Here is a 19,541-nt window from a genome sequence, read left to right on the forward strand (position 1 = left end):
CTGCATGACGCGCGCTCCCCGCAGGCCCGGTGGCTGCTGGAGGGCTACTTCAGCCTCAAGCGGCAGGTGCTGGTGGAGCTGCTGGTCGACTGCTGTGCGAAGGCTTCGGACCGAGACTTGGACCGGCTGGGGAGCGCGTGCTTCCGGCTCCAGGACGCGGCGCGCTGGGAGTCGGGGACAACGTGCGCCCAGGCGGAGTTCGAGTTGCTTCGGGAGGCGGCGCGCGTGGCGGAGCGACCCGGGCATGTGCTCCTCGTCCAGTCCCTGCAGCGGGCCTTCATGGGAGGCGCCGCCCCTCTGCTGCCGCTGCTGGGCGGAGCCGCGCTGCGCGCGTGGGCCTCCCGTGCGATGGCATTCCTGCACGAGCGCGACGTGCGGGCGCTTCAGCTCGAATTGCCGGCGCTGATGAAGGCTTGTGATGAGCTCGTGCTGAATGCCTTTGCTCCTGCTCCGCAGAAGCCTGCGTCCCCCGAGGTGCTATCCGCTCAGGAGAACCTTTTCGGTGCGCCCGCACCGGTCAGCGGTCTACGCCCTGGCATCGAGGAACCTGGCGCCTGCGATTCCTCGCCGCCCACTGCGCGGGCTGTTGCGCTGAAGGATTGCCCCTGTGTCGAGGTGCGTGCATCCGGCACCGCCGCGCAAGACGAAGCGCTGGAGGCATGCGCATGCGCCGAGGTTCGTGGCGCCGACAGTTTCGCGTCAGCCTCTGCGCAAGATGGTTCGTTGGAGGCACGTCCGGGCACGGAGAGTCATGGTATCCGCGTTCCCTCGCCTACCAACGCGTTGGATGAGACGCCGGAGGTATTCCCAAGCGTTGAGGCTCATGGCTCCTGCTGCGTCGCGCCCATCGCAGAGGAAACCGAGCCGCTTGGACTTGCACCTTGCTTCGATGTTCAGACCCTCCGTGTAGAGACGGACGGCGTGCAGTCGCGGTCTTCAGCCGCCCCGGTGACTGGCTCCGGTGGGGCAGGTGGAGAGTGCGCGGGGCAGGATGTGATGGGGGCGGCTTGGGGAAGCCTGTCAGACAGTCAGACAGGTCTTGGTGCTTCGCCTCAGGAGGGTGGCCTCCGCAGCCCGAGGATCCTCCCTCGGGTTCCCGCTCAAACCTCCGTGGAGCGTTTCGCAACTTGGGCGAGGCGCTTCATGGGTCCCTGGGCTTCCCTGGCCCGCTGGACCGTGCGCTTGTGGTGTTGCTCTGTCTGTCCTCCAGGCCCTCCGGCATGAGGCGCTCCAGTGGCGCTCGTGCTCCGGTGGCCGCACCTGTTCGGGCCTTGCTGCCGCTCAGGATGTGTTCGCGAACTCCTGGCGGTGCGTGGCTAGAAGGCGCCGGACAGGCCCACCATCTGGGTCCCGACCATCGGGTTGAGTGACACCGAGGACGCCCGAGCAGTGGTGGGCTTCGTTTCATCCACGCGGCCGTGCAGCAGCAGGGGCACCGCGACACCGAACGCGGTGCCCATCACGGCGCCCGTGAGCACGTCGGAGAGGTAGTGCTTGTCCGCGCCCATGCGCAAGAGGCCCACGGAGGCGGCGAGCGGCAGGCCCACGCCCCAGATGACGGCCTGGTGCTTGTACCCGCGCATCGAGGCGACGGTGCCGGCGGACACGGCCAGGGAGAAGGCCAGGTTCGTGTGACCGCTGTAGAAGGACAGGTTGTTGTCGTTGGGGTGCGCGGTGAGGCCCCTTTCCTCCTCCGGGAGGACGTGGACGAATGGACGCTCGCGGCCCACGGCGAACTTCACCGCCTGGTTCGCGACGGAGGCGAGGACGGCGCTCTGCACCATGATGGTGGCGTCCTGGGCGAAGAACTCCGCGGAGGCGCCACTGCTGTGCCCCACGGCGTACTGGGTGCCCAGGATGGCCAGCGGCATGCCCGCGAACCCGATGATGTTGCTCCAGGTGTCCGCGCGCTTGCGGGACGCTTCCGTGCTGCCCGCGATGCCTCGGCCCCAGCGGTCCAGGCGGTTGAGCCGGTCGGTGCCGTCAGGAGCGCGGTCGCACCAGCGGCACTGCGCCGGGGCCAGGTCGTCCTTGAACACCGTCTCGCTGGAGATCCACAGCACCCCCGCGGCGCCGGTGATGATGCCGTCGCGGGTCCAGTTGAAGCGCAGCGCGCGCGGAGCATCGGAGGTGTCCTGCGCGGCGGCGGGGGACAGCGGCGCCAGCAGGAGCAGACAGAAGGTGGCGAGGGTCCGATAGGAAGGAAGCATGGGGCGGCGAAGCATAAGGGCGCTCCACCCTTTTCCCGCAATCCAGGTGTCGTGTGCTCAACGCCCCCCGGCCTCGTCCTCTTCAAAGAGCCGAGCCAGGAAGTCGCCCGCCCGGGGCCATTACCTCGGGCGGGGTTCGCCGGGCCTGGGACCCCATCCGCCACGGCGCGCCGCGTTCCAGGAGTGCTCGCGGAGGAAGGGGCTCTGCGGACCGGCCTCAAGCTCCGGGTGGACCATCGGTCCCACGAACCGGGTGATGCCGAAGCTCGCTCGGGCCGCATGGGGGGATGGCCACGCTGCTGTGTGACGACGAAGGTCTCCGGGGTGCGTACCGCGGATTCACTGCGGCGGCGTTCCGGAACCTGTCCGGCTGTCGGACAGGTTCAGCGCCCCGGACGCGTCCAGCCGGAACTGGGGTGTCCACAGGTCGGGCGGAAAGGCTCGCCGCCTTGGACTTCCCGGGTTCCGAGGGCGGCAGGCGAGCGGACAACGGGCCAGGGTGTGGGAATGCGCAGAAAGGAGCATGAAAACGGCGCCCCTGGCCGTTCTAGAGTCCTCGCCCCGCATGTCCCGCCCTGGTCGCACACTCCACGTCTTCCCTGATGCCGCGCGCCGCCAGGCTGCCCTGCGGGCGGAGCGGCGTGCGCGGGGCATCGCCGTGGGGACCCAGTTGCTCACGTGGGACGACTTCGTCCACGCGCTGGGTGGGGCGCGCGAGCTCAACCGTCGACCCTGTCCCGCGATGACGGCTCGCGCCGTGGTGGCCGGCCTGGGCGCCTCACTGGGTCCCACGCCGTTCGGTGACTACGTGCGCGAGCCCGCCTTCGCCCGCGCCGCGGCGGACGTGCTGCTGGACCTGAAGGCGGGCCGGCTCTCCGCGCGCGAACTCCAGGACGCCGCGGAGGTGCTGCCCCCGGAGCGCCGGACCCGCGCGCGGGTCCTCGCCCGGCTCTATCACCTGTACGAACAGCGGCTGGCGGAGCTGGGGCTCGCGGACCGCGAGGACGTGCTCCGGGGCGCTCGCGAGGCGCTGGACCGGGGCGCGTGGCCCTCGGGCTGGGACGGGGTGACGGGGCTGGTGCTCCACGGCGTATACGACGTGCGCCCGTCGAAGCTGGAGCTGCTGATGGGGCTCGCCTCGGCGTGCGAGGCCCGGCGCGTGTCGCTGCGCGTGGAGACGCCGGTGGGCGGCTCGCCGGTGGCGGACGCGGCGCTCGCGGCGCTGTTCCGCGCCTTCGAGAACCGGGGCGAGACCATGCCCCACGTGGACCTCTTCAAGGCGGACGTCACCTTCGAGGGCCGCCCCTTCACCGACCTGGGCCGGCACCTGTTCTCGCCCCGCGCCGCTCGCGACGTGCTGAAGGGCGCCGTGGACGGGCTGTCCGTGTGGAACGCGACGAACGCTCGCGAGGAGGCCCGCGTCGTGGCCCGCGACGTGCGCCGCCTCATCGACGCGGGCAGCGCGCCGGGCGACATCGCCATCGCGTACCGGGACCTGGGCCCGGAGGCGGGCTGGCTCGCGGAGGCCCTGGGTGAACTGGGCGTGCCGGTGCGCCTGCCGTGGGGTGAGCCGCTCGCGCTCGCGGGGCCGGTGCGGCTGGCGCTGGAGCTGCCGGTGCTGATGGAGGACGGCTTCCCGGCCGAGCGCGTGGCGGAGCTCGTCTCCAGCCGCTACGTGCCCTCGCTGTCGCGCGGTGGGCCGGATGCGCCCGCGACCCTCTTCGCGCTCGCCGCCGCGCGCGACGACCGCCTGGGCGCCACGCGCGGCAAGGGCGCCTACGACGTGCGCCTGGACGGGCTCGCGCGCCGGATGGCCGCGCAGGGCGGCAAGCGCAAGGAGGACGCGGTCAAGGTGATGGCCGTGCGCGCGCTGCGCGACCGCGTGATGCGGCTCATCGACGAATGCCGCCACATCCCCCAGGAGGCCCCCGCCGCGGAGTCCATCGCCGCGTGGTGGAAGGTCGTGGAGCGGCTGGGCCTGCTGGACTCCGCGGGGCCCCTGGAGGCTCGCGAGGCAGGGACCCTGGGCGCGCGCATCGAGGACGCGAGGGCCCGGGACGACGCGGCGCTCGCGGCGTTCTGCCAGCGGATGGAGGCGCTGCTGCGCTCGCTGCGCGCCGTGGGCGGAGGCCCCCGCATCACCCGGCGCGTGCTGGGCCGGTGGCTGGCGGACGCGCTGCGCGACGTGCACCTGCCCGCGCGAGGCCCGTCCACGGGCGCGGTGGAGGTGCTGGACCTGGCGGAGGTGCCAGGCCGCACCTTCCGGCACCTCTTCGTCGCCGGGCTCACGGAGGGCCGGCTCCCCGGGAGGGATCCGCCGTCGCCGCTGTTGGGAGACGCGGAGCGCGTGGCGCTCAACCAGCACCTGACCCGGGACGTGTTCCGCCTCACCGGCGGCGAGTTCGATGACCGCGCGCCCTGGCGCCTCACGGAGGACCGGCTGCTCTTCGCCAGCGCGCTCGCGGCGGCGGAGGGCTCGTTGAGCCTGTCGTTCGCGGTGAAGGCCGCGGGGGGACAGGAGCAGGTGCCCTCCGCGTTCCTGGAGGAGGTGCGCCGGCTCACCGCCCACAAGTGGTCCACGCGCACGCTGCCCCCGGTGCTCCCGCTGGACGAAGTGCTCACGCCGTCCGAGCTGCGGCGCACCGTGGCGCTGGAGGCGCTGGCGGGCCTGACGTTCCCCGCCTTGCGCGTCACGGAGCCGGACCCCGCGGGGCAGGTGCTCAAGGACCGCTTCGGCACGGACGACTGGTTCCGCAGCGCGCGAGAGCTGGCCCACATGGAGGCCGCGCGCCTGCGCTTCTTCGGCCGCGAGGACGAGCGGCCCGGCGAGTTCACCGGCGGCGTGCAGGGCCCCCAGTTGGAGCAGAAGCTGCGCGACACGTTCCACTTCGGCCTGGAGCGCCCGCTGTCCGCGAGCGCCCTGTCGAAGTTCGGCAACTGCGGCTTCCAGGGCTTCATCGCGTACGGCCTGAAGGTGGCCGAGCCCGTGGTGGCCCACGAGGAGTTCGATGCCCGGGGCCGAGGCACCTTCTGGCACCGCGTGATGGAGGAGGTCTTCCAGGCGCTCAAGGAGAAGAAGCTCCTGGGCCAGGCGCCGGAGGACATCCCCGAGGAGGTGCTGGAGAAGGCGGTCAAGAAGGCCAGCCGGCACTTCGCGGAGCTGCACCACGTGGGCCACCACGAGCTGTGGAAGCTCGCGGGGGAGAAGGCCCAGGCCATGGCCCGGCGCATCCTCGCGGATCCACGGCACGGCCTTCCGTTCGACCCGCTGGTGCCCGAAGGCTTCGAGCTGCGCTTCGGCCCCGCGGCCGACGACAAGCGCTGGAGCGACGTGAAGCTGATGGTGGCGGAGGACGCCATCGTCTTCGAGGGGCAGATCGACCGGCTGGACACGGCCGGCGCGGAAGTGGGCGTCATCGACTACAAGACGGGCCGCCTGGACAAGCGCACGCTCAAGGAGAACCTGCTGCGTTCGGACTTCCAGCTCCCGCTGTACCTCTACGCCGCGCGCGAAGCGGGCCACGTGGGCGCGAAGAACGCGGCGTGGTTCTCGCTGCGCACGGGCGACGCCATCCACCTGTCCTCCGTGCTGCCGCCCGCGGAGCTGGAGGACCTGCTGTCCACCGACCCGGAGGTGCGCCAGCGCGTGGCGGACGCCGCCGGCCTCAACCTGCCCAATGCGGTGGAGTCGCTGGTGCGTCAGCTCCGCAAGGGCGACTTCCCGGCGCGGCCCAATGACTGCGGCAAGTGCGGCTACCGCGCGGTGTGCCGCATCACCGAGCGCCGCATCTCGGACGAGGGGAGCGGATGAGCGACACCGCGCCCCACATGCTCGCGCTGGAGAAGAACCTGGCCCTGATGGCGGGCGCCGGCGCGGGCAAGACGTACAGCCTGGTGACGATGACGCTGCACCTGTTCGCCGGAGCGCGGCAGGCGGAGCCGCTGCGTCCCTCCCGGCTGTGCATGCTCACGTTCACGGACAAGGCCGCCGCCGAAATGCGCAAGCGCGTCCGCGAGCGTCTGGACGCGCTGGCCCAGGGTGACGTCCCGCCTGACGCGGAGAAGGACCTGCGCGCGTCGCTCGCGAGGCTGGAGCGCCCGTTCCCCACGCAGGACCAGTGGCGCAAGGTGCGCGAGGAGCTGGGCGCCGCGACGGTGGGCACGTTCCACTCGCTCTGCGGTCAGCTCCTGCGCCGCGCGCCGCCCGCGGTGGGCATCGACCCTGCCTTCGAGGTGCTGGACGAGCTGGAGGCCGCGGGCCTGCTGGAGGACGTCACCGAGCGCGTCGTCCTGGACGCGCTGGAGGGCGGCGACGCGCGCGTGCGCGAGCTGTGCGCGGAGCTGGGCTTCTCCGGTTCGGGCTTCTCCGACGGGCTCGTGGCCGCGCTGATGGACGTCTACGGCACGCTGCGCGAGGAGGGCCTCAAGGCCGCCACGGCGCGCGTGGGCGACGGCGTGGCGGACAAGGCGCAGCTCGAAGCCCTCATCGAGGATTGCCGCCGCCTGTGCCTGGACGCCCGTGCCCAGGACACCAAGGGCGAGTGGAGCGGGCTCTTGAACGCGTGCGAGCCCGCGCTGAAGGGCATGACGCCGGACACGTTCATGCAGCCGGGCCACTTCCCGCTGCTGCGCTCCGTGCTGCTGTCGGAGCCGCGCAACCTGGTCAACCTGCGCAAGGGCGCGGGCGCGTGCCTGAAGGAGCTGCTCTGGAAGGTGAAGGGCAAGAGCGACGGCTCCGTGCGGCGGCTGGAGGATGCCTACGCCGCGTGGCGCACGGCGCCCTTCGAGGCGACCTTCCGCGACCTGTTGACCCGGGTGGAGGAGCGGCACGACGCGGAGCTGGCCCGGCGCAACGTGTTCGACTTCACCTCGCTGCTGGTGAAGGCGCGAGACCTCCTGCGCGACCATCCGGAGTTCCGTCAGCAGGTGCAGGAGCGGCTGGGCGCGCTGCTGGTGGACGAGTTCCAGGACACCAACCGGCTCCAATTGGAGCTGGTGCTGCTCCTGGCGGAGAAGCGCGAAGGCGGCCCGCGCGAGCTTGCGCCGGACGCGGACCTCGTGGGCTCGCTGCCCCTGGAGCCCGCGTTCCTGTGCGCGGTGGGTGACCGCAAGCAGTCCATCTACGAGTTCCGTGGCGCGGACGTGTCCGTGTTCAAGGTCCTCGCGGACAAGATTGAAGCCGAGGGCGGCATGCGCGGCTTCCTCCAGAACAACTACCGCTCGCTGCCCGGGGTCCTGTCCTTCTTCAACCGCGCGTTCGCCGGGCTGCTCGTGGCGAAGGAGGCCACGCCCCGCCCCTTCGAGGTCGTCTATGAACCCCAGACGGACGACCTGTCGCCCACGCGCCCGGACCTGGCCGAAGGGCCCGTGGTGGAGCGGCTCACGCTGCCGGAGGCCGACACCGCGCCGGAGCTGCGCGAGTCCGAGGCGGACGCGGTGGCCCGCAGGCTGCGCGTGATGCTCGCGCCGGGGGCGCCGCCCACGGTGATGGCGGAGGACAAGAAGGGCCTGCGTCCCGCGCGCGGCGGCGACGTGGCCATCCTCTTCCGGACCTTCACGCACCTGGAGGAGTACCGGCAGGCGTTGATCCGCCACGGCGTGCCGCACCGGGTGCTGCGAGGCCGCGGCTTCTACGGGGCCCAGGAGGTGCGCGACCTCGCCTCGTTGCTGGCGCTGCTCGCGGACGCGGACGACGCGCTGGCGTTCGCCGCGGTGCTGCGCTCGCCGCTGGTCGGCCTGTCGGACGCGTCGCTGTTCCGGCTCGCGGGGGACCTGCCGCTGTCGCTTGGCTCACCCCGGCTGGTGGATGAAGAGGTCCGCGCCGCCATGTCCGCGCGCGAGCAGTCGCGGCTGGGGCGCTTCCTGGAGCTCATCCCCGTGCTGCGGCGCGAGCGGGACCGGCTGGGTGTGCATGCCCTCTTGCAGGCCGCGCTGGACGCGACCGGGTATCGCGAGGCCCTGGCGGGCTCTCCCTACGCGGAGCAGGCGAGCGCGAACGTGGAGAAGCTCCTGTCGCTGGCGGCGCGCCGGGACGAGCGCGGTACGGGCGGCTGCGTGGCCTTCGCGCGCGAGCTGCGCCAACTGGCGGACTCCGACCCCAACGAGGCGCAGGCGGACCTGCTGGACGAGGGCGACCCTCGCGCCGTGCAACTGCTCACCATCCACCGCGCCAAGGGCCTGGAGTGGCCGGTGGTCATCGTCCCCGGGATGGGCGGACGCCGCCGCACCACGTCCGCCCGGGCCTACTTCGAGCGCTCCTTCGGCCTGGCCCTCCGGCCGTGGATGCCGGACTCGCTGGACACCTTCACCTCCGAGCGCTTCGAGGCCGTGCGCGCCGAGCTGAAGGCCCGCGAGGACGCCGAATACCTGCGCCTGCTCTACGTGGCCCTCACGCGCGCCAAGGACCTGCTCGTGCTGTCGGGTGGCGAGGAGAAGCGCGCGGGCACGGACACGTGGTGGCACCGCGTGGACCGCCGGCTGGACGCGGATCCGGACCTGCGCGCGCTCGCCAACGACGTGGACGTGGAGCAGTTGCCGCCGCCCGCGGATCCGGAGCCGCCCACGCAGGAGCAGCTCGAGCAGGCGCGGATCCGCCTGGAGTCCGCGCTGGAGCGGATGTCCGCCGAAGCCTCCGAGGCCCGTGCCGCCGCCGTGTTCACCGACGCGCCCGCCGTCGCCTCCGTGCGCGCGGTCCAGGACTTCCTCACCTGCCCGCGCCGCTACCACCAGCTCCACCGGCTGGGCCTCGCCGCCGGATCCGAACCCTGGGAGGCCCCCGTGCGCGCCGCGCCCCTCTTCGTGGAGCCCGACGGCTGGCTGCCCGTGGAGCGTCCGGACCAGCTCGTCACGCGGCTGCTGCGCGAGGTGGACCTGTCGCTCGCGGGACCGGACGCGGAGGCCTCCGAGCGGCGCGCGCACCTGGAGAACCTGCTGCGCGGCGCGGGCCGGGATCCGGACGAGGACGACCTGGGCGAGGTGCTCGCCACCGTGGAGCGCTTCCTGGACACGACATTCGCCCGCCAGCTCGCGGCGGCGCCCGCGTCCACCGTCCACCGGGGCCTGGACTTCGTGCTGGACCTGGATGACAGCGCCAGCGTGGAGGGCGCCGTGGATCTCCTCTGGGAGTCGCCGGACGGCGAGGCCGTGGCGGTGCTCCTGCGCCCGGGCGCCCGCCACCCCCTGGGCCCGGCCGCGTGCGCCCATGAGCTGACGGCCCTGGCCCTGGCGTCCGCGCGGATGGTGCGCGACGGAGTGCTGGTGCGGGTGGGTGTGGCCTTCCTGGGAGACGCCTCTCCGGAGCCGGAATTCCTCCCGGCCGGACCCGCCGACGCCAAGGCGGTGCGCCGGCTGGCCGAGGGCGTCCGGGCGCTTGTCCAGGCTGAAATGTCGCGGGCATGGCCGGGGTGGGACAAGGCGGCCTGCCAGGCCCTTCACTGCGGCTTCGCGGAACACTGTCACCCGGCCCCTCCCGCGTGCTAAGCGGCGGGCACCATGCCGAACGTCGTCGTCATCGGAGCGCAGTGGGGAGATGAGGGGAAGGGCAAGGTCGTCGACCTTCTCACCGAGCACGCCCAGGTGGTCGTCCGTTTCCAGGGCGGCAACAACGCGGGCCACACGCTGGTGGTGGGCGGGCAGAAGACCGTCCTGCACCTGATTCCGTCCGGCATCCTTCACCCGGGCAAGACGTGTGTCATTGGCAACGGGGTGGTGGTGGATCCCGCCGTCCTCGTCCGGGAGATTGACGCGCTCAAGCCGCGCGGCTTCCTCAAGGATGACGCCCAACTGCTCATCTCCGACAACGCCCACGTCATCTTCCCGTGGCACAAGCTGCTGGACAGCTTCCGGGAGAAGGCGCGCGGCGGCAGCGCCATCGGCACCACGGGGCGGGGCATCGGCCCGGCGTACGAGGACAAGGTGGCCCGCCGGGGCATCCGCGTGCGCGACCTGCTCCACCCGGAGCGCCTGCGCCGCCGCATCGACGAGCGGCTGCCCGCCGCGCTGGAGGAGCTGAAGGACCTCTGCGCCCGGGCGGGCGTGGACGTGCCGACCCTGGAGACGCCGCAGATCCTGGCGGAGTTCTCCGCGCTGGGCGAGCGGCTGCGCCCCTACGTGCACGACGTGTCCCTCTTCCTCTCCGAGCAGGTCCGCCGCGGCGCCCGCATCCTCTTCGAGGGCGCGCAGGGCACGCTGCTGGACGTGGACCACGGCACCTATCCGTTCGTCACCAGCTCCAACTGCGTGGCGGGCAACGCCGCGGTGGGCTCGGGCCTGGGCCCCACGGCCATCGACAAGGTGATGGGCATCAGCAAGGCGTACACCACGCGCGTCGGCGGCGGCCCGTTCCCCACGGAGCTGAGCGACGAGCTGGGAGACCGGCTGCGCAAGGTGGGCGACGAGTTCGGCGCCACCACCGGCCGCCCGCGCCGCTGCGGCTGGCTGGACGGCGTGGTGCTGCGCTACGCGGTGCGCGTCAACGGCCTGTGGGGCCTGGCGCTCACCAAGCTGGACGTGCTCAGCGGCATCAAGACGCTCAGCATCTGCAACGCGTACGAGCTGGACGGCCAGCGCGTCACCGAGCTGCCCGGTGACTACGAGGACCTGGCGCGCGTGAAGCCCATCTACGAGACGCTGCCCGGCTGGGACGAGAAGCTCGCCGGCGTGCGCACCTTCGACGAACTGCCGGAGGCCGCCAAGCGCTACGTGCGCCGCGTGGAGGAGGTCAGCGGCGTGCCCGTGGTGTGCGTCTCCGTGGGCGCCGACCGCGGCGAGACGGTGCTCCTGCAGAACCCCTTCCGCAGCTAGGAAGGACGCAGGCCGCAGTGGTCCTGGCCCGCCGGGGGCCAGGACGGGAGAGGGACATGGTTCGCACGCGCAGGTTCCAGCTCGGGGTCTCGGCGGTGGTGTGGCTTGGCACGTTGGCGGTGCCGGCCTGGGCTCGGGCACAGCCCCCGGCCCCCGAGGCGAAGCCCGCTGCTCCGGCCGCGCGCGCCCTGGCCCCGGTGGAGCCCCAGCCCCAGCGCACGTCGCAGGCCGTGCTGGCGGCCACGCGGATCCGCGACGGGGACGCGCTGATGCGCGAGCGCCGCTACCGCGAGGCCGCCTTCGCCTTCCTCGACGCGGAGCACGCGGCGCCGGACCACGTGGAGGCGCGCTTCAAGCTGGGCAACGCGCTGGCGGTGCTCGGCTACTACGCGCGCGCCATCGAGGAGTGGGAGGCCGCCTCGCGCCTCACCCAGGACGCCGCCATCCGGCAGAGCGCGCAGGACAACATCACCCGCGCGCGCGTGAAGCAGGGCGAGCTCGGCGCGTCGCCGCAGGCCGTGGGGCAGCCGCCCGGTTCGGGCCCCGTGGCGGACACGACGCGGGCCCAGGCCCGCCGCGCCTACGAGCAGGGCGTCCAGCACATCAGCCAGCGCGCCTACGCGCCCGCGCTCCAGACGCTGACGCAGGCCCTGCAGCAGGAGCCGCTGCTGACGGTGGCGTACATCGCGCGGGGCAGCGCCAACATCGGGCTGCGGCGCTACGCGGAGGCCGCGGCGGACTACCAGTTCGCGCTGAAGCTGGAGCCGGAGGCTGCCTCGCCGCTGTACGGACTCGCGGAGGCGTACCGCGCGCTGGGCCGCAACCTGGAGGCCCGCGACCTCTACGAGCGCTACGCGCGCTCCACCGCCGCCGACGTGCGGCCCGAGCTGAAGGAGGAGTCCCGCCAGAAGGCCGAGCGCCTGCGCTGACCGCCTGCCCGGAGAGCAGACGGGCATCGTCCGAGGGACTGTCCGGCCCACTATTTTATAGGGCATGGACGGACGCGATCGGACGGTGGAGGGGAAGCAGCCGCACCAGGTCTTTCGCCCGCGCAGGGTGCTCGCCGCCGTGATGGCGGCGGCAGGCCTGTTATGGCTGGGCATCTTCGCCTGGCTGTTCCACTTCGACGGCGTGCCGTTACAGACGTTCCTGTCCGCGGCCTTCTTCGTCGTCTTCTTCGCGGTGGCCGTCACCTACTACGGCCGCACCCGCATTGAAGTGGACGCCCGGGGCATCACCTGCCGGGGCATGGTGCGCACCCGGCGCTTCTCGTTCGCGGACATCCGCAAGCTGGACGTCCTCCCCGGGCCGGTGACGGTCTACGCCATCCGGGGCAGCCAGGGCTTCGTGCACTTCACCAGCTTCTTCCGTCACCACCGCTACCTGGCCCGGCTCCTGGTGGAGCGCGCGGGCCTCTCGCCCCTGCCGGCGTAGGACACGCGCGCTTTTCAGCCTGTCGCCGCCACCAGGGCGGTGACGAGCAGCGCGCCCAGGGCCAGCGCGACGGCCCCGGCGATGATCCACCCCTCCAGGCGCCGTGGCCCTCCTTCGGGAGGCCGCGGCGCTGCTGCATGCGCGGGCTCCTCCACGATGGCCACTGGCCGGGGCGCGGGCCGCGCCTCCCCCGAAGCCTCATCGAACGCCGCCTGGAAGCGGAGCAGCGAGCGCCCCAGCTCCACGACGTCCCCGTCCGCGAGCGGCGCGGGGGCCTCCAGCCGCACGCCGTTGAGGAACACGCCGTTGGGCGTCCCCAGGTCCTCCAGCAGGAAGTCCGAATCCTCGCGGCGGATCCGCGCGTGCATCCGTGACACGGCCCGGTCGCGCAGCCGCAGGGCCGCGCCGTCGCCCCGGCCAATGTCCGTGCACGCCTCCGCGAGCGCGTGACAGCGGCCCACGTCCAGTCCGGTGAGGCAGGTGAGGGTGGCCGCGCGGGACGCCGGGACATCTGCGTCCATCAACAGGCCCTTGAGCACGGCGACCGTGCCCACGCCGCGCCCGGGAGCGTCAGGCTCGGCGAGCACGCGCAGGCACATGCCGTCCGGCAGGCCCAGCACCTCGCCGGGCACCACCAGGCGCGACACGCCGGGCAGCACGCGCACCGCGTTCACAGTGAAGCTGCGCACCGCCTCCACCATCAGCCGCCCGGAGCCGATGCGCAGGGTCAACAGCCCCGGAGGCAGTCCCTCCAGGTGGACATGGTCGTCGGGGCCACCGCCCAGGAGGTGGCGGCCCTCGGTCAGCTCGAACGGGGTGGGGGTGCCCAGGTGCTCGAATTCGAAGCGCATGCGGACGTCCGGCAGCAAGCGTCACGCCTGCCACCGGACGTCGCTTTTTCGCGAGGTTGCCCCCAGGCCCCATCCAGCCCCGGCCCCCCATGTCCGGAGGCCGGGACGGCGGTGGCCCTTGCTCCTGGCTAGAAGGTGGCACCCAGGTTGATGGTGCCCACGTAGCGGCCGCCGCTGCTGAACGTCTCGTCGCCGCCCAGGTCCACGTCGGACGGCGGCACGGTGAGCGCGAACTCCTGGTCGAACAGGAAGTTGTAGTTCACGCGCGCGTCCGCGGTGAAGCTGCCGATGTGCAGGCGCAGCCCCGCGCCCACCGGCACGTTGCCCACCGTGTCGTCCTGGAAGCCCAGGGCGGCGGAGCGCACGTTGTAGCGGCTCAGGCCCAGGCCGCCCATGACGTACGGCTGGAGCGGCGTGGCCGTCAGGCCCAGCGTCACCGCCGCCTGCGCGCCGTTGCGCACGATGTCCGGCCCGCTGGTGTCCGTCGCCAGCACGCGGCTGTCGTTGAAGTTGCTGATGGCGCCCGTGTAGCCCAGCTCCAGGCCCAGCACGTTCGTCGGCTTGATGGCCACAGTCACGCCGTAGGCCAGGCCTGGATCAATCTGGTCGCGCAGTCCGCTGGTGTAGCCCTCCACACCGCCGCCCACGAGGAACGTCAGGCCGCGCATGTCCGCCGACCTGCGCAGCTCCGTCGAGGCCGCCTGCGCGGAGCCCGCCGCCAACACCGCCACCGCCGCCGCGCCAGCCAACAATCCCTTGCTCATATGGTCCCCTCCCTGTGTTGGACTGGAAGGTGGGGTGTACGTGGGTCCATGCCAAGCGGGCCTCGGGGGCCCGCAGGCTCGGCCGCCCTCCCTTGCGGACGGGTTGCCCAGACACAGGAAGCGCGCTGCCCCACCCGAGGAAGAACGCTTCCCAGGAGACGGGGAAGGGTAGACTCCGCGCCTTCGATGCGCCTCCGCTCCCTTGCCCTGGTCCCGTTGCTGTCCTCCGTCCTGTTCGTGGGTGGTGCCTGCCGCGATGAGCAGGCGGGCCCCGCCCACCGCACGCCCAAGCTGCCCGCGCCCACGACGTCGCGGACGCTCGACGCGGCCCCGGAGGGGCTCACCTTCCGCAGCGGCGCCACCTTCGCCGGAGGCGCCATCGTCTACCTGGGCGCGCGCGTGACGCCGGAGCAGCCCACGGCGGGGCAGCCGGTGCGCATCGCGCACTACTTCCAGGCCGTGCGCCCGCCACCCCAGGGCTTCCACTTCTTCACGCACGTGGTGGAGCCGGAGAGCGGCCAGATGCTGGCCAACGCGGATCACGAGTTCCAGGACGGCGCCGCGCCGCTGGAGACCTGGCCCGTGGGCCGGGTGCTGGAGGACGTGCACACCGTCTCCATGCCCGCCACGCCCGCCCGGATCGTGCTGGGCTTCTGGAAGGACGACGAGCGGCTCGCGGTGGATGATCCGCGCATGCAGTTGGGGAACAACCGCGTGCGCGGCCCGCTCCTGGGCGGCGAGCCTCCCGCGCTGCCGGAGTACACCGTCACGCGCGTGAAGAAGGCGCCGGTGGTCGACGGCGCGCTGGACGACGAGGCCTGGAAGGGCGCGAAGCCGGTGACGCTCGTGGGCAGCTTCGACGGACGGCCCGCGCGGCTGCGCACCCAGGCGCGCCTCGTCTACGACGACGCGAACCTGTACGTGGCCTTCGACGTGGAGGACCCGGACCTCTGGGGCACGATGCGCAACCGCGACGACTCCATCTACGAGCAGGAGGTCGTGGAGGTGTTCCTCGACGCGAACGCGGACGGGCGCACGTACAACGAGCTGCAGGTGTCCCCCCACAACGTCATCTTCGACGCGTACTTCCCCGCGCGGCGCCAGGGCATGGACCTGTCGTGGGACTCAGGCATGAAGACGGCGGTGAAGGTGCGCGGCACGCTGGACGACGCGTCCGACCGCGACGAGGGCTGGACGGTGGAGATGGCCATCCCGTTCAACCGGCTCGCGGAGGTGCCGCACGTTCCGCCCCAGCCGGGCGAGCGCTGGCGCTTCAACCTCTACCGGTTGGAGCACCACGGCCGCCGGCAGGTGGAAGGCCAGGCCTTCTCGCCCCTCTTCATCGGGGACTTCCACGCGCTGCCGCGCTTCGGGTGGCTCGTCTTCCAGTAGTCCGGTGCGTCAGGCGTGGGGCGAGATGTCCCACGGCGCGTCCGCCACGGAGCGCTCCGCCGGGTCGCCCAGGAAGCGCACGAAGCCCCGGGCCTCCAGCGTGTCGACGAGCTCCTCGGCCTCCAGCTCGGAGAACCGGTTGTCCCTCATGTCCAGCAGCAGGTCGCGCATGAGGGACTTGCCGCGCAGGTAGCCCACGGGCTCTCCCGGTCCCAGCCGGGCCTTGAGTTGGGCGGTGAGCTGCCGGAGATCCAGGTCGTCGGAGATCATCACCGCTCAAGCTGGGCCTGCTCCCCACTCCCGGCAACGGGGAGGGGCGCGGAATCCACGCGCGGCAGGAAGGACACCAGCCGGACGTCCTCGCCATCGCTCTCCAGGGTGATGGCCCCATCGCGGTCGGTGCGCCAGCACTCGGTGCCCAGGGCCCGGTAGCGCGCCTCCACCTCCGGATGGGGGAACCCGTAGCGGTTGCGCCGGCCCACGCAGAACACCGCGTGACGTGGCCGGGTGCGCTCCAGGAGCGGCGCGGTGGACGACGTGCGCGAGCCATGGTGCGGCACCTTCAACACCGTCACCGGGCCCAGTGACGCCTCGAGCGCGGCCTCGCCCTCCGCCTCCACGTCGCCCGCCAGCAGCACGGTGACGTCGCCATGGCGCACGCGCAGCACCACGCTCCGGTCGTTCGCGCCCTCCATCAGCTCCCGGTCCAAGGGCGGCCCCAGCACCTCCAGCGTCGCCTCTCCCAGGACGTACGCGGAGCGCCCTACCTCCACCTCCTCCACCGTGGCGCCCTTCGCGGCGGAGATGATCCGCCGGGACAGCGGCCCGTCCGCGCTCCCCGCGGAGAGCCACAGCCGTGCGGTGGGCACCTGGGCCAGCGTCGACACGAGCCCGAGCGCATGGTCCGGATGCGGATGGGAGAGCACCGCGAGGTCCAGCCGCGACACGCCCTCGGCCTTGAGGAAGGGCAGGACGAACCGCTCTCCGGTATCCGCGCCCTCTGGAACGCCGCCCGCATCCACCAGCGCGTGATGTCCCCGCGAGCGCAGCACCACCGCGTCCCCCTGGCCCACGGAGAGGAAGGTGATCCGCAGCGCGGGCTCTGGCGCGAGCACGGGCAGCAGCAGCGCGCCCAGCACGGCCCCCGGAACGAGCAGGCCCAGCCATCGCCAGCGGCCCGAACCCAGGGCCCAGGCGCCCAGCCCCAGCGCGTAGACCCCGCCAAGCCACGGCCCCAGGCCCGGCACCTCCACCGCCGCGAAGGGCACGGCCGCGAAGCCCCGCGTCAACACGAGCAGGAGCTCCGACGCCCAGGCCCCCGCCCACAGCACCGGCGTCGCCACGACTGGCGCCACCACGAAGAGGGCCGCGCCGCCCGCCGCGAGCCCGGTGAGCAGCCCGCAGAGGGGCAGGGCGACGATGTTGGACACGAGCCCCGCCAGGCTCACCCGGCCGAACGCCGCCGCCACCACGGGCAGCCCGATGAGCGTCGCCGCGCCGCTCGCGCACAGCGTCTGCGCCACGGTCTCACGCGCCTCGGCGGCCCACCGCTTCAGCCGCCGGGGCTCGGAGGGAGCCGGCCGCTCCAGGGGCAGGGCCTCGCGCAGCGCGGGCGACAGGAGCACCAGCCCCAGCACCGCGAGGAACGACAGCCGCAGGGACAGGTCCACGACACTGGAAGGCGCCCAGGCCACGAGCACCAGCGCCGCCAGCGACAGGCCATTCAGCCCATCCGCGCGCCGCCACAGCGACAGGCCCAGCAGCACCGCTGACGCCATCACCGCCGAGCGCACCGCGGGCGCCTGGTTCCCCGTGAAGAGCACGTAGGCCCAGACGAAGGGCACCGCCGCTGGAGCCGCCCACCGCCGCGCCTCCAGCGTCCGCCAGCGTCCGCCCAGCCGCACCAGCCCCCGCCTGAGCAGCGCGAGCGTCATCAGCGCGAGCGCCGCCACGTGAAGCCCGCTGACGCTGAGCACATGCGCGAGCCCCGCCCGCGAGAACGCGTCCTCCCAAGAGGCGTCCAGGTCCGCGCGCTGCCCGGCGGCCAGCGTGAGGAACAGCGCCGCCGCGTCCGCCGAGGGCGCCACCCCGTGCACCGCCGTCGTCAGCCGCCCGCGCACGTCCTCCAGCGCGAGTCTCCACGAGGGGGCAGGGGACAGCGCCAGCACGCGCCCCGGGACGAACCCGCCCGTGAAGGCCACGCCCTGTCGCCGCCGCGCCGACGAGAAGTCCCGCTCGCCCGGATTCGAAGGAGGCGCATCCGGCACGAGCCGCGCTTCCAGGCGCACGCGCTGGCCGGGGTGCAATTCCAGACCTTCACCCCGCCCTGAAAGGCTGACGCGAAAGCGGGCGGCGGTCGGAGGTCCTGGAACGGGCCCCGCGCGGGCCACCGCGAGCCGCAGCCTCAAGGCTCCATCGAAGCGCTCCACGCGCTCCAACTCACCTTCCAGGACCGCGCCGCCGCCTTCCTTCAGGGCAGGAGGGACATCGACCCGCGCCTCCAGGGCGGAGAGCCCCGCGCCCGTCAGGGCCAGCGCGCCGAGCACCGCCAGGTGCGCTCCAGGCAACGGGCCGAGCGCCAGGCCCAACCCTCCCAGACAAAGCGCGCAGAGGAGAAATACCCCGGCGAAGCTCTCTGTTCCGGTTGGCCAAAGGGCGCCGAGCAAGAGGCTCAGCGCTGGAAAGAATAACGGACGCGCACCCAGGTCGCGCCACGAATAACGAACCAACACCCACCCCCACCCACCGCCCCGTCCGTCTCGCGGCGCTCACACACCGAGCGACACCGCACACAAAACCGGACACCGTAGTGCGGCAGTCATCGGGTGGTCAAGGCGATTTCGTTGCCCGTGGATGTGGTTTGTGGTAGTAGTGGCTGGCGTGAAGGCCGGGGTCGAAGCTTTCTCCAAGGAGGCAGTTAGTGCAGACCAGCTTCAAGACTGGTGACAAGGCGGTTTATCCGGGCCAGGGCGTCGGTGAGGTGATGGGCATCGAGCACACCGAGGTCGCCGGGCAGCGCCAGTCGTTCTACGTGCTGCGCATCCTGGAGAACGGGATGCGGATCATGATCCCGATCAACAAGGTCGGGTCGGTCGGCCTCCGGGAGATCATCAGCGAGGAGGACGTCAAGCAGGTCTACTCCATCCTCCGCGAGAAGGACATCTCCGTCGACTCCACCACGTGGAACCGCCGGTACCGCGAGTACATGGAGAAGATCAAGACGGGCTCCGTCTTCGAGATCGCCGAGGTGCTCCGCGACCTGTACCTGCTCAAGGGTGACAAGGACCTGTCGTTCGGCGAGCGCAAGATGCTGGACACGGCGCGCTCGCTGCTGATCAAGGAGCTGTCGCTGGCCAAGGACTGCTCCGAGGAAGAGGTCGAGTCCGACCTGAAGAAGATCTTCAACCTCGCCTGAGTCCCCGCGTGACGCGCGGCCGAGAGGCCGCCGTGTCCGCCCCCCGCGCCCCGGGTTCCCTCGATGGAATCCGGGGCGTCGTGTTTCCGGAGCCCCACTCCCGTTGGGCCACCCGCCAGCGGAGCAGCGCACGAACCTGTCCGACAGTCGGACAAGTTCAGGGCGCCGTGGCGGAAGGCGCCCCCGCCACCCGAGCAGCAAAAACCTGTCCAACAGTCCGACAAGTTTCGCCCCTGCATCCGGAGGGCCTCCGCCCCAGCCGAGCCCAGAAAACCTGTCCGACCGTCGGACAAGTTCAGGGCGGAGGGCGCTCCCGCCCACGCGCAGCGGAAACCTGTCCGACCGTCGGACAAGTTTGGACCCCTGCAGCCGGAGGGCCCCCACCTCAGCCGAGCCCAGAAAAGTTGTCCGACGGTCGGACAGGTTTGGACCCCAGATGCCGGAGGACCTCCGCCTCAGCCGAGCCCAGAAGCGTTGTCCGACGGTCGGACAGGTTTGGACCCCAGGTGCCGGAGGACCTCCGCCTCAGCCGGGCCGAGAAGAGTTGTCCGACTGTTGGACAGGTTTTGGACCACCAAGGCCAGGACCTCCGCCTCACAGCGGAGCCTGAATGAGGTGAGCAGACTGGGGTGTTGGAGAGGTGAGGAGGGAACACCATGTCCAACGGCCATTC

Annotated in this window: 12 protein-coding genes; 7 read left to right on the forward strand and 5 right to left on the reverse strand. The window is 72.2% G+C overall.

What is annotated here, in order from left to right:
- Positions 1-1,316 precede the first annotated feature (1,316 nt).
- On the reverse strand, positions 1,317-2,210 hold the full coding sequence (locus tag K8556_RS37885) for a phosphatase PAP2 family protein (protein ID WP_223745012.1): 894 nt from the start codon (positions 2,208-2,210) through the stop codon (positions 1,317-1,319).
- Between the two features lie 565 nt (positions 2,211-2,775).
- Between K8556_RS37885 and K8556_RS37890 the strand changes: the two genes are divergently transcribed.
- The 5 genes from K8556_RS37890 (at position 2,776) to K8556_RS37910 (ending at position 12,446) form a co-directional block, all read left to right on the forward strand.
- Positions 2,776-6,021 carry a PD-(D/E)XK nuclease family protein gene (locus K8556_RS37890; protein WP_223745013.1) on the forward strand — a complete coding sequence of 1,082 codons (3,246 nt, stop codon included), beginning with the start codon at positions 2,776-2,778 and terminating at the stop codon, positions 6,019-6,021.
- The gene (locus tag K8556_RS37895; protein ID WP_223745014.1) at positions 6,018-9,689 is read left to right on the forward strand and encodes a UvrD-helicase domain-containing protein; all 3,672 of its coding nucleotides are present in this window, start codon (positions 6,018-6,020) and stop codon (positions 9,687-9,689) included. Before K8556_RS37890 ends, K8556_RS37895 begins: the two co-directional genes overlap by 4 nt.
- Before the next feature lie 12 nt (positions 9,690-9,701).
- Positions 9,702-11,012 (forward strand): adenylosuccinate synthase, encoded by a 1,311-nt coding sequence (locus K8556_RS37900; RefSeq protein ID WP_223745015.1) that lies wholly within the window; start codon positions 9,702-9,704, stop codon positions 11,010-11,012.
- A gap of 56 nt (positions 11,013-11,068) precedes the next feature.
- Positions 11,069-11,941 carry a tetratricopeptide repeat protein gene (locus K8556_RS37905; protein ID WP_223745016.1) on the forward strand — a complete coding sequence of 291 codons (873 nt, stop codon included), beginning with the start codon at positions 11,069-11,071 and terminating at the stop codon, positions 11,939-11,941.
- A 64-nt stretch (positions 11,942-12,005) separates the two neighbouring features.
- Positions 12,006-12,446, forward strand: a complete 441-nt coding sequence (locus K8556_RS37910) for a PH domain-containing protein (protein WP_223745017.1) — start codon at positions 12,006-12,008, stop codon at positions 12,444-12,446.
- Between the two features lie 14 nt (positions 12,447-12,460).
- Here K8556_RS37910 and K8556_RS37915 read toward each other — a convergent pair whose 3' ends face one another.
- Both K8556_RS37915 and K8556_RS37920 read right to left on the reverse strand, forming a co-directional pair.
- Positions 12,461-13,297 (reverse strand): FHA domain-containing protein, encoded by an 837-nt coding sequence (locus K8556_RS37915; RefSeq protein WP_223745018.1) that lies wholly within the window; start codon positions 13,295-13,297, stop codon positions 12,461-12,463.
- A 128-nt stretch (positions 13,298-13,425) separates the two neighbouring features.
- Positions 13,426-14,061 carry an outer membrane beta-barrel protein gene (locus K8556_RS37920; protein WP_223745019.1) on the reverse strand — a complete coding sequence of 212 codons (636 nt, stop codon included), beginning with the start codon at positions 14,059-14,061 and terminating at the stop codon, positions 13,426-13,428.
- A gap of 186 nt (positions 14,062-14,247) precedes the next feature.
- Between K8556_RS37920 and K8556_RS37925 the strand changes: the two genes are divergently transcribed.
- Complete coding sequence (locus tag K8556_RS37925) at positions 14,248-15,453, forward strand: carbohydrate-binding family 9-like protein (protein WP_223745020.1); 1,206 nt, start codon at positions 14,248-14,250, stop codon at positions 15,451-15,453.
- Positions 15,454-15,462: 9 nt separating this feature from the next.
- On the opposite strand, the gene K8556_RS37930 is transcribed toward K8556_RS37925, so the two are convergent.
- Both K8556_RS37930 and K8556_RS37935 read right to left on the reverse strand, forming a co-directional pair.
- Positions 15,463-15,723, reverse strand: coding sequence for a hypothetical protein (locus K8556_RS37930; RefSeq protein ID WP_223745021.1), 261 nt, complete (start codon positions 15,721-15,723; stop codon positions 15,463-15,465).
- Positions 15,723-18,182 (reverse strand): DNA internalization-related competence protein ComEC/Rec2, encoded by a 2,460-nt coding sequence (locus K8556_RS37935; protein ID WP_223745022.1) that lies wholly within the window; start codon positions 18,180-18,182, stop codon positions 15,723-15,725. Before K8556_RS37935 ends, K8556_RS37930 begins: the two co-directional genes overlap by 1 nt.
- A 191-nt stretch (positions 18,183-18,373) precedes the next feature.
- Here K8556_RS37935 and K8556_RS37940 point away from each other — a divergent pair, with 191 nt between their 5' ends.
- The gene (locus tag K8556_RS37940) at positions 18,374-18,868 is read left to right on the forward strand and encodes a CarD family transcriptional regulator (protein WP_014398206.1); all 495 of its coding nucleotides are present in this window, start codon (positions 18,374-18,376) and stop codon (positions 18,866-18,868) included.
- Positions 18,869-19,541 lie beyond the last annotated feature (673 nt).

This window comes from Corallococcus sp. AS-1-12 (genome assembly GCF_020036995.1).
In the GTDB taxonomy this organism is placed as follows: Bacteria; Myxococcota; Myxococcia; order Myxococcales; family Myxococcaceae; genus Corallococcus.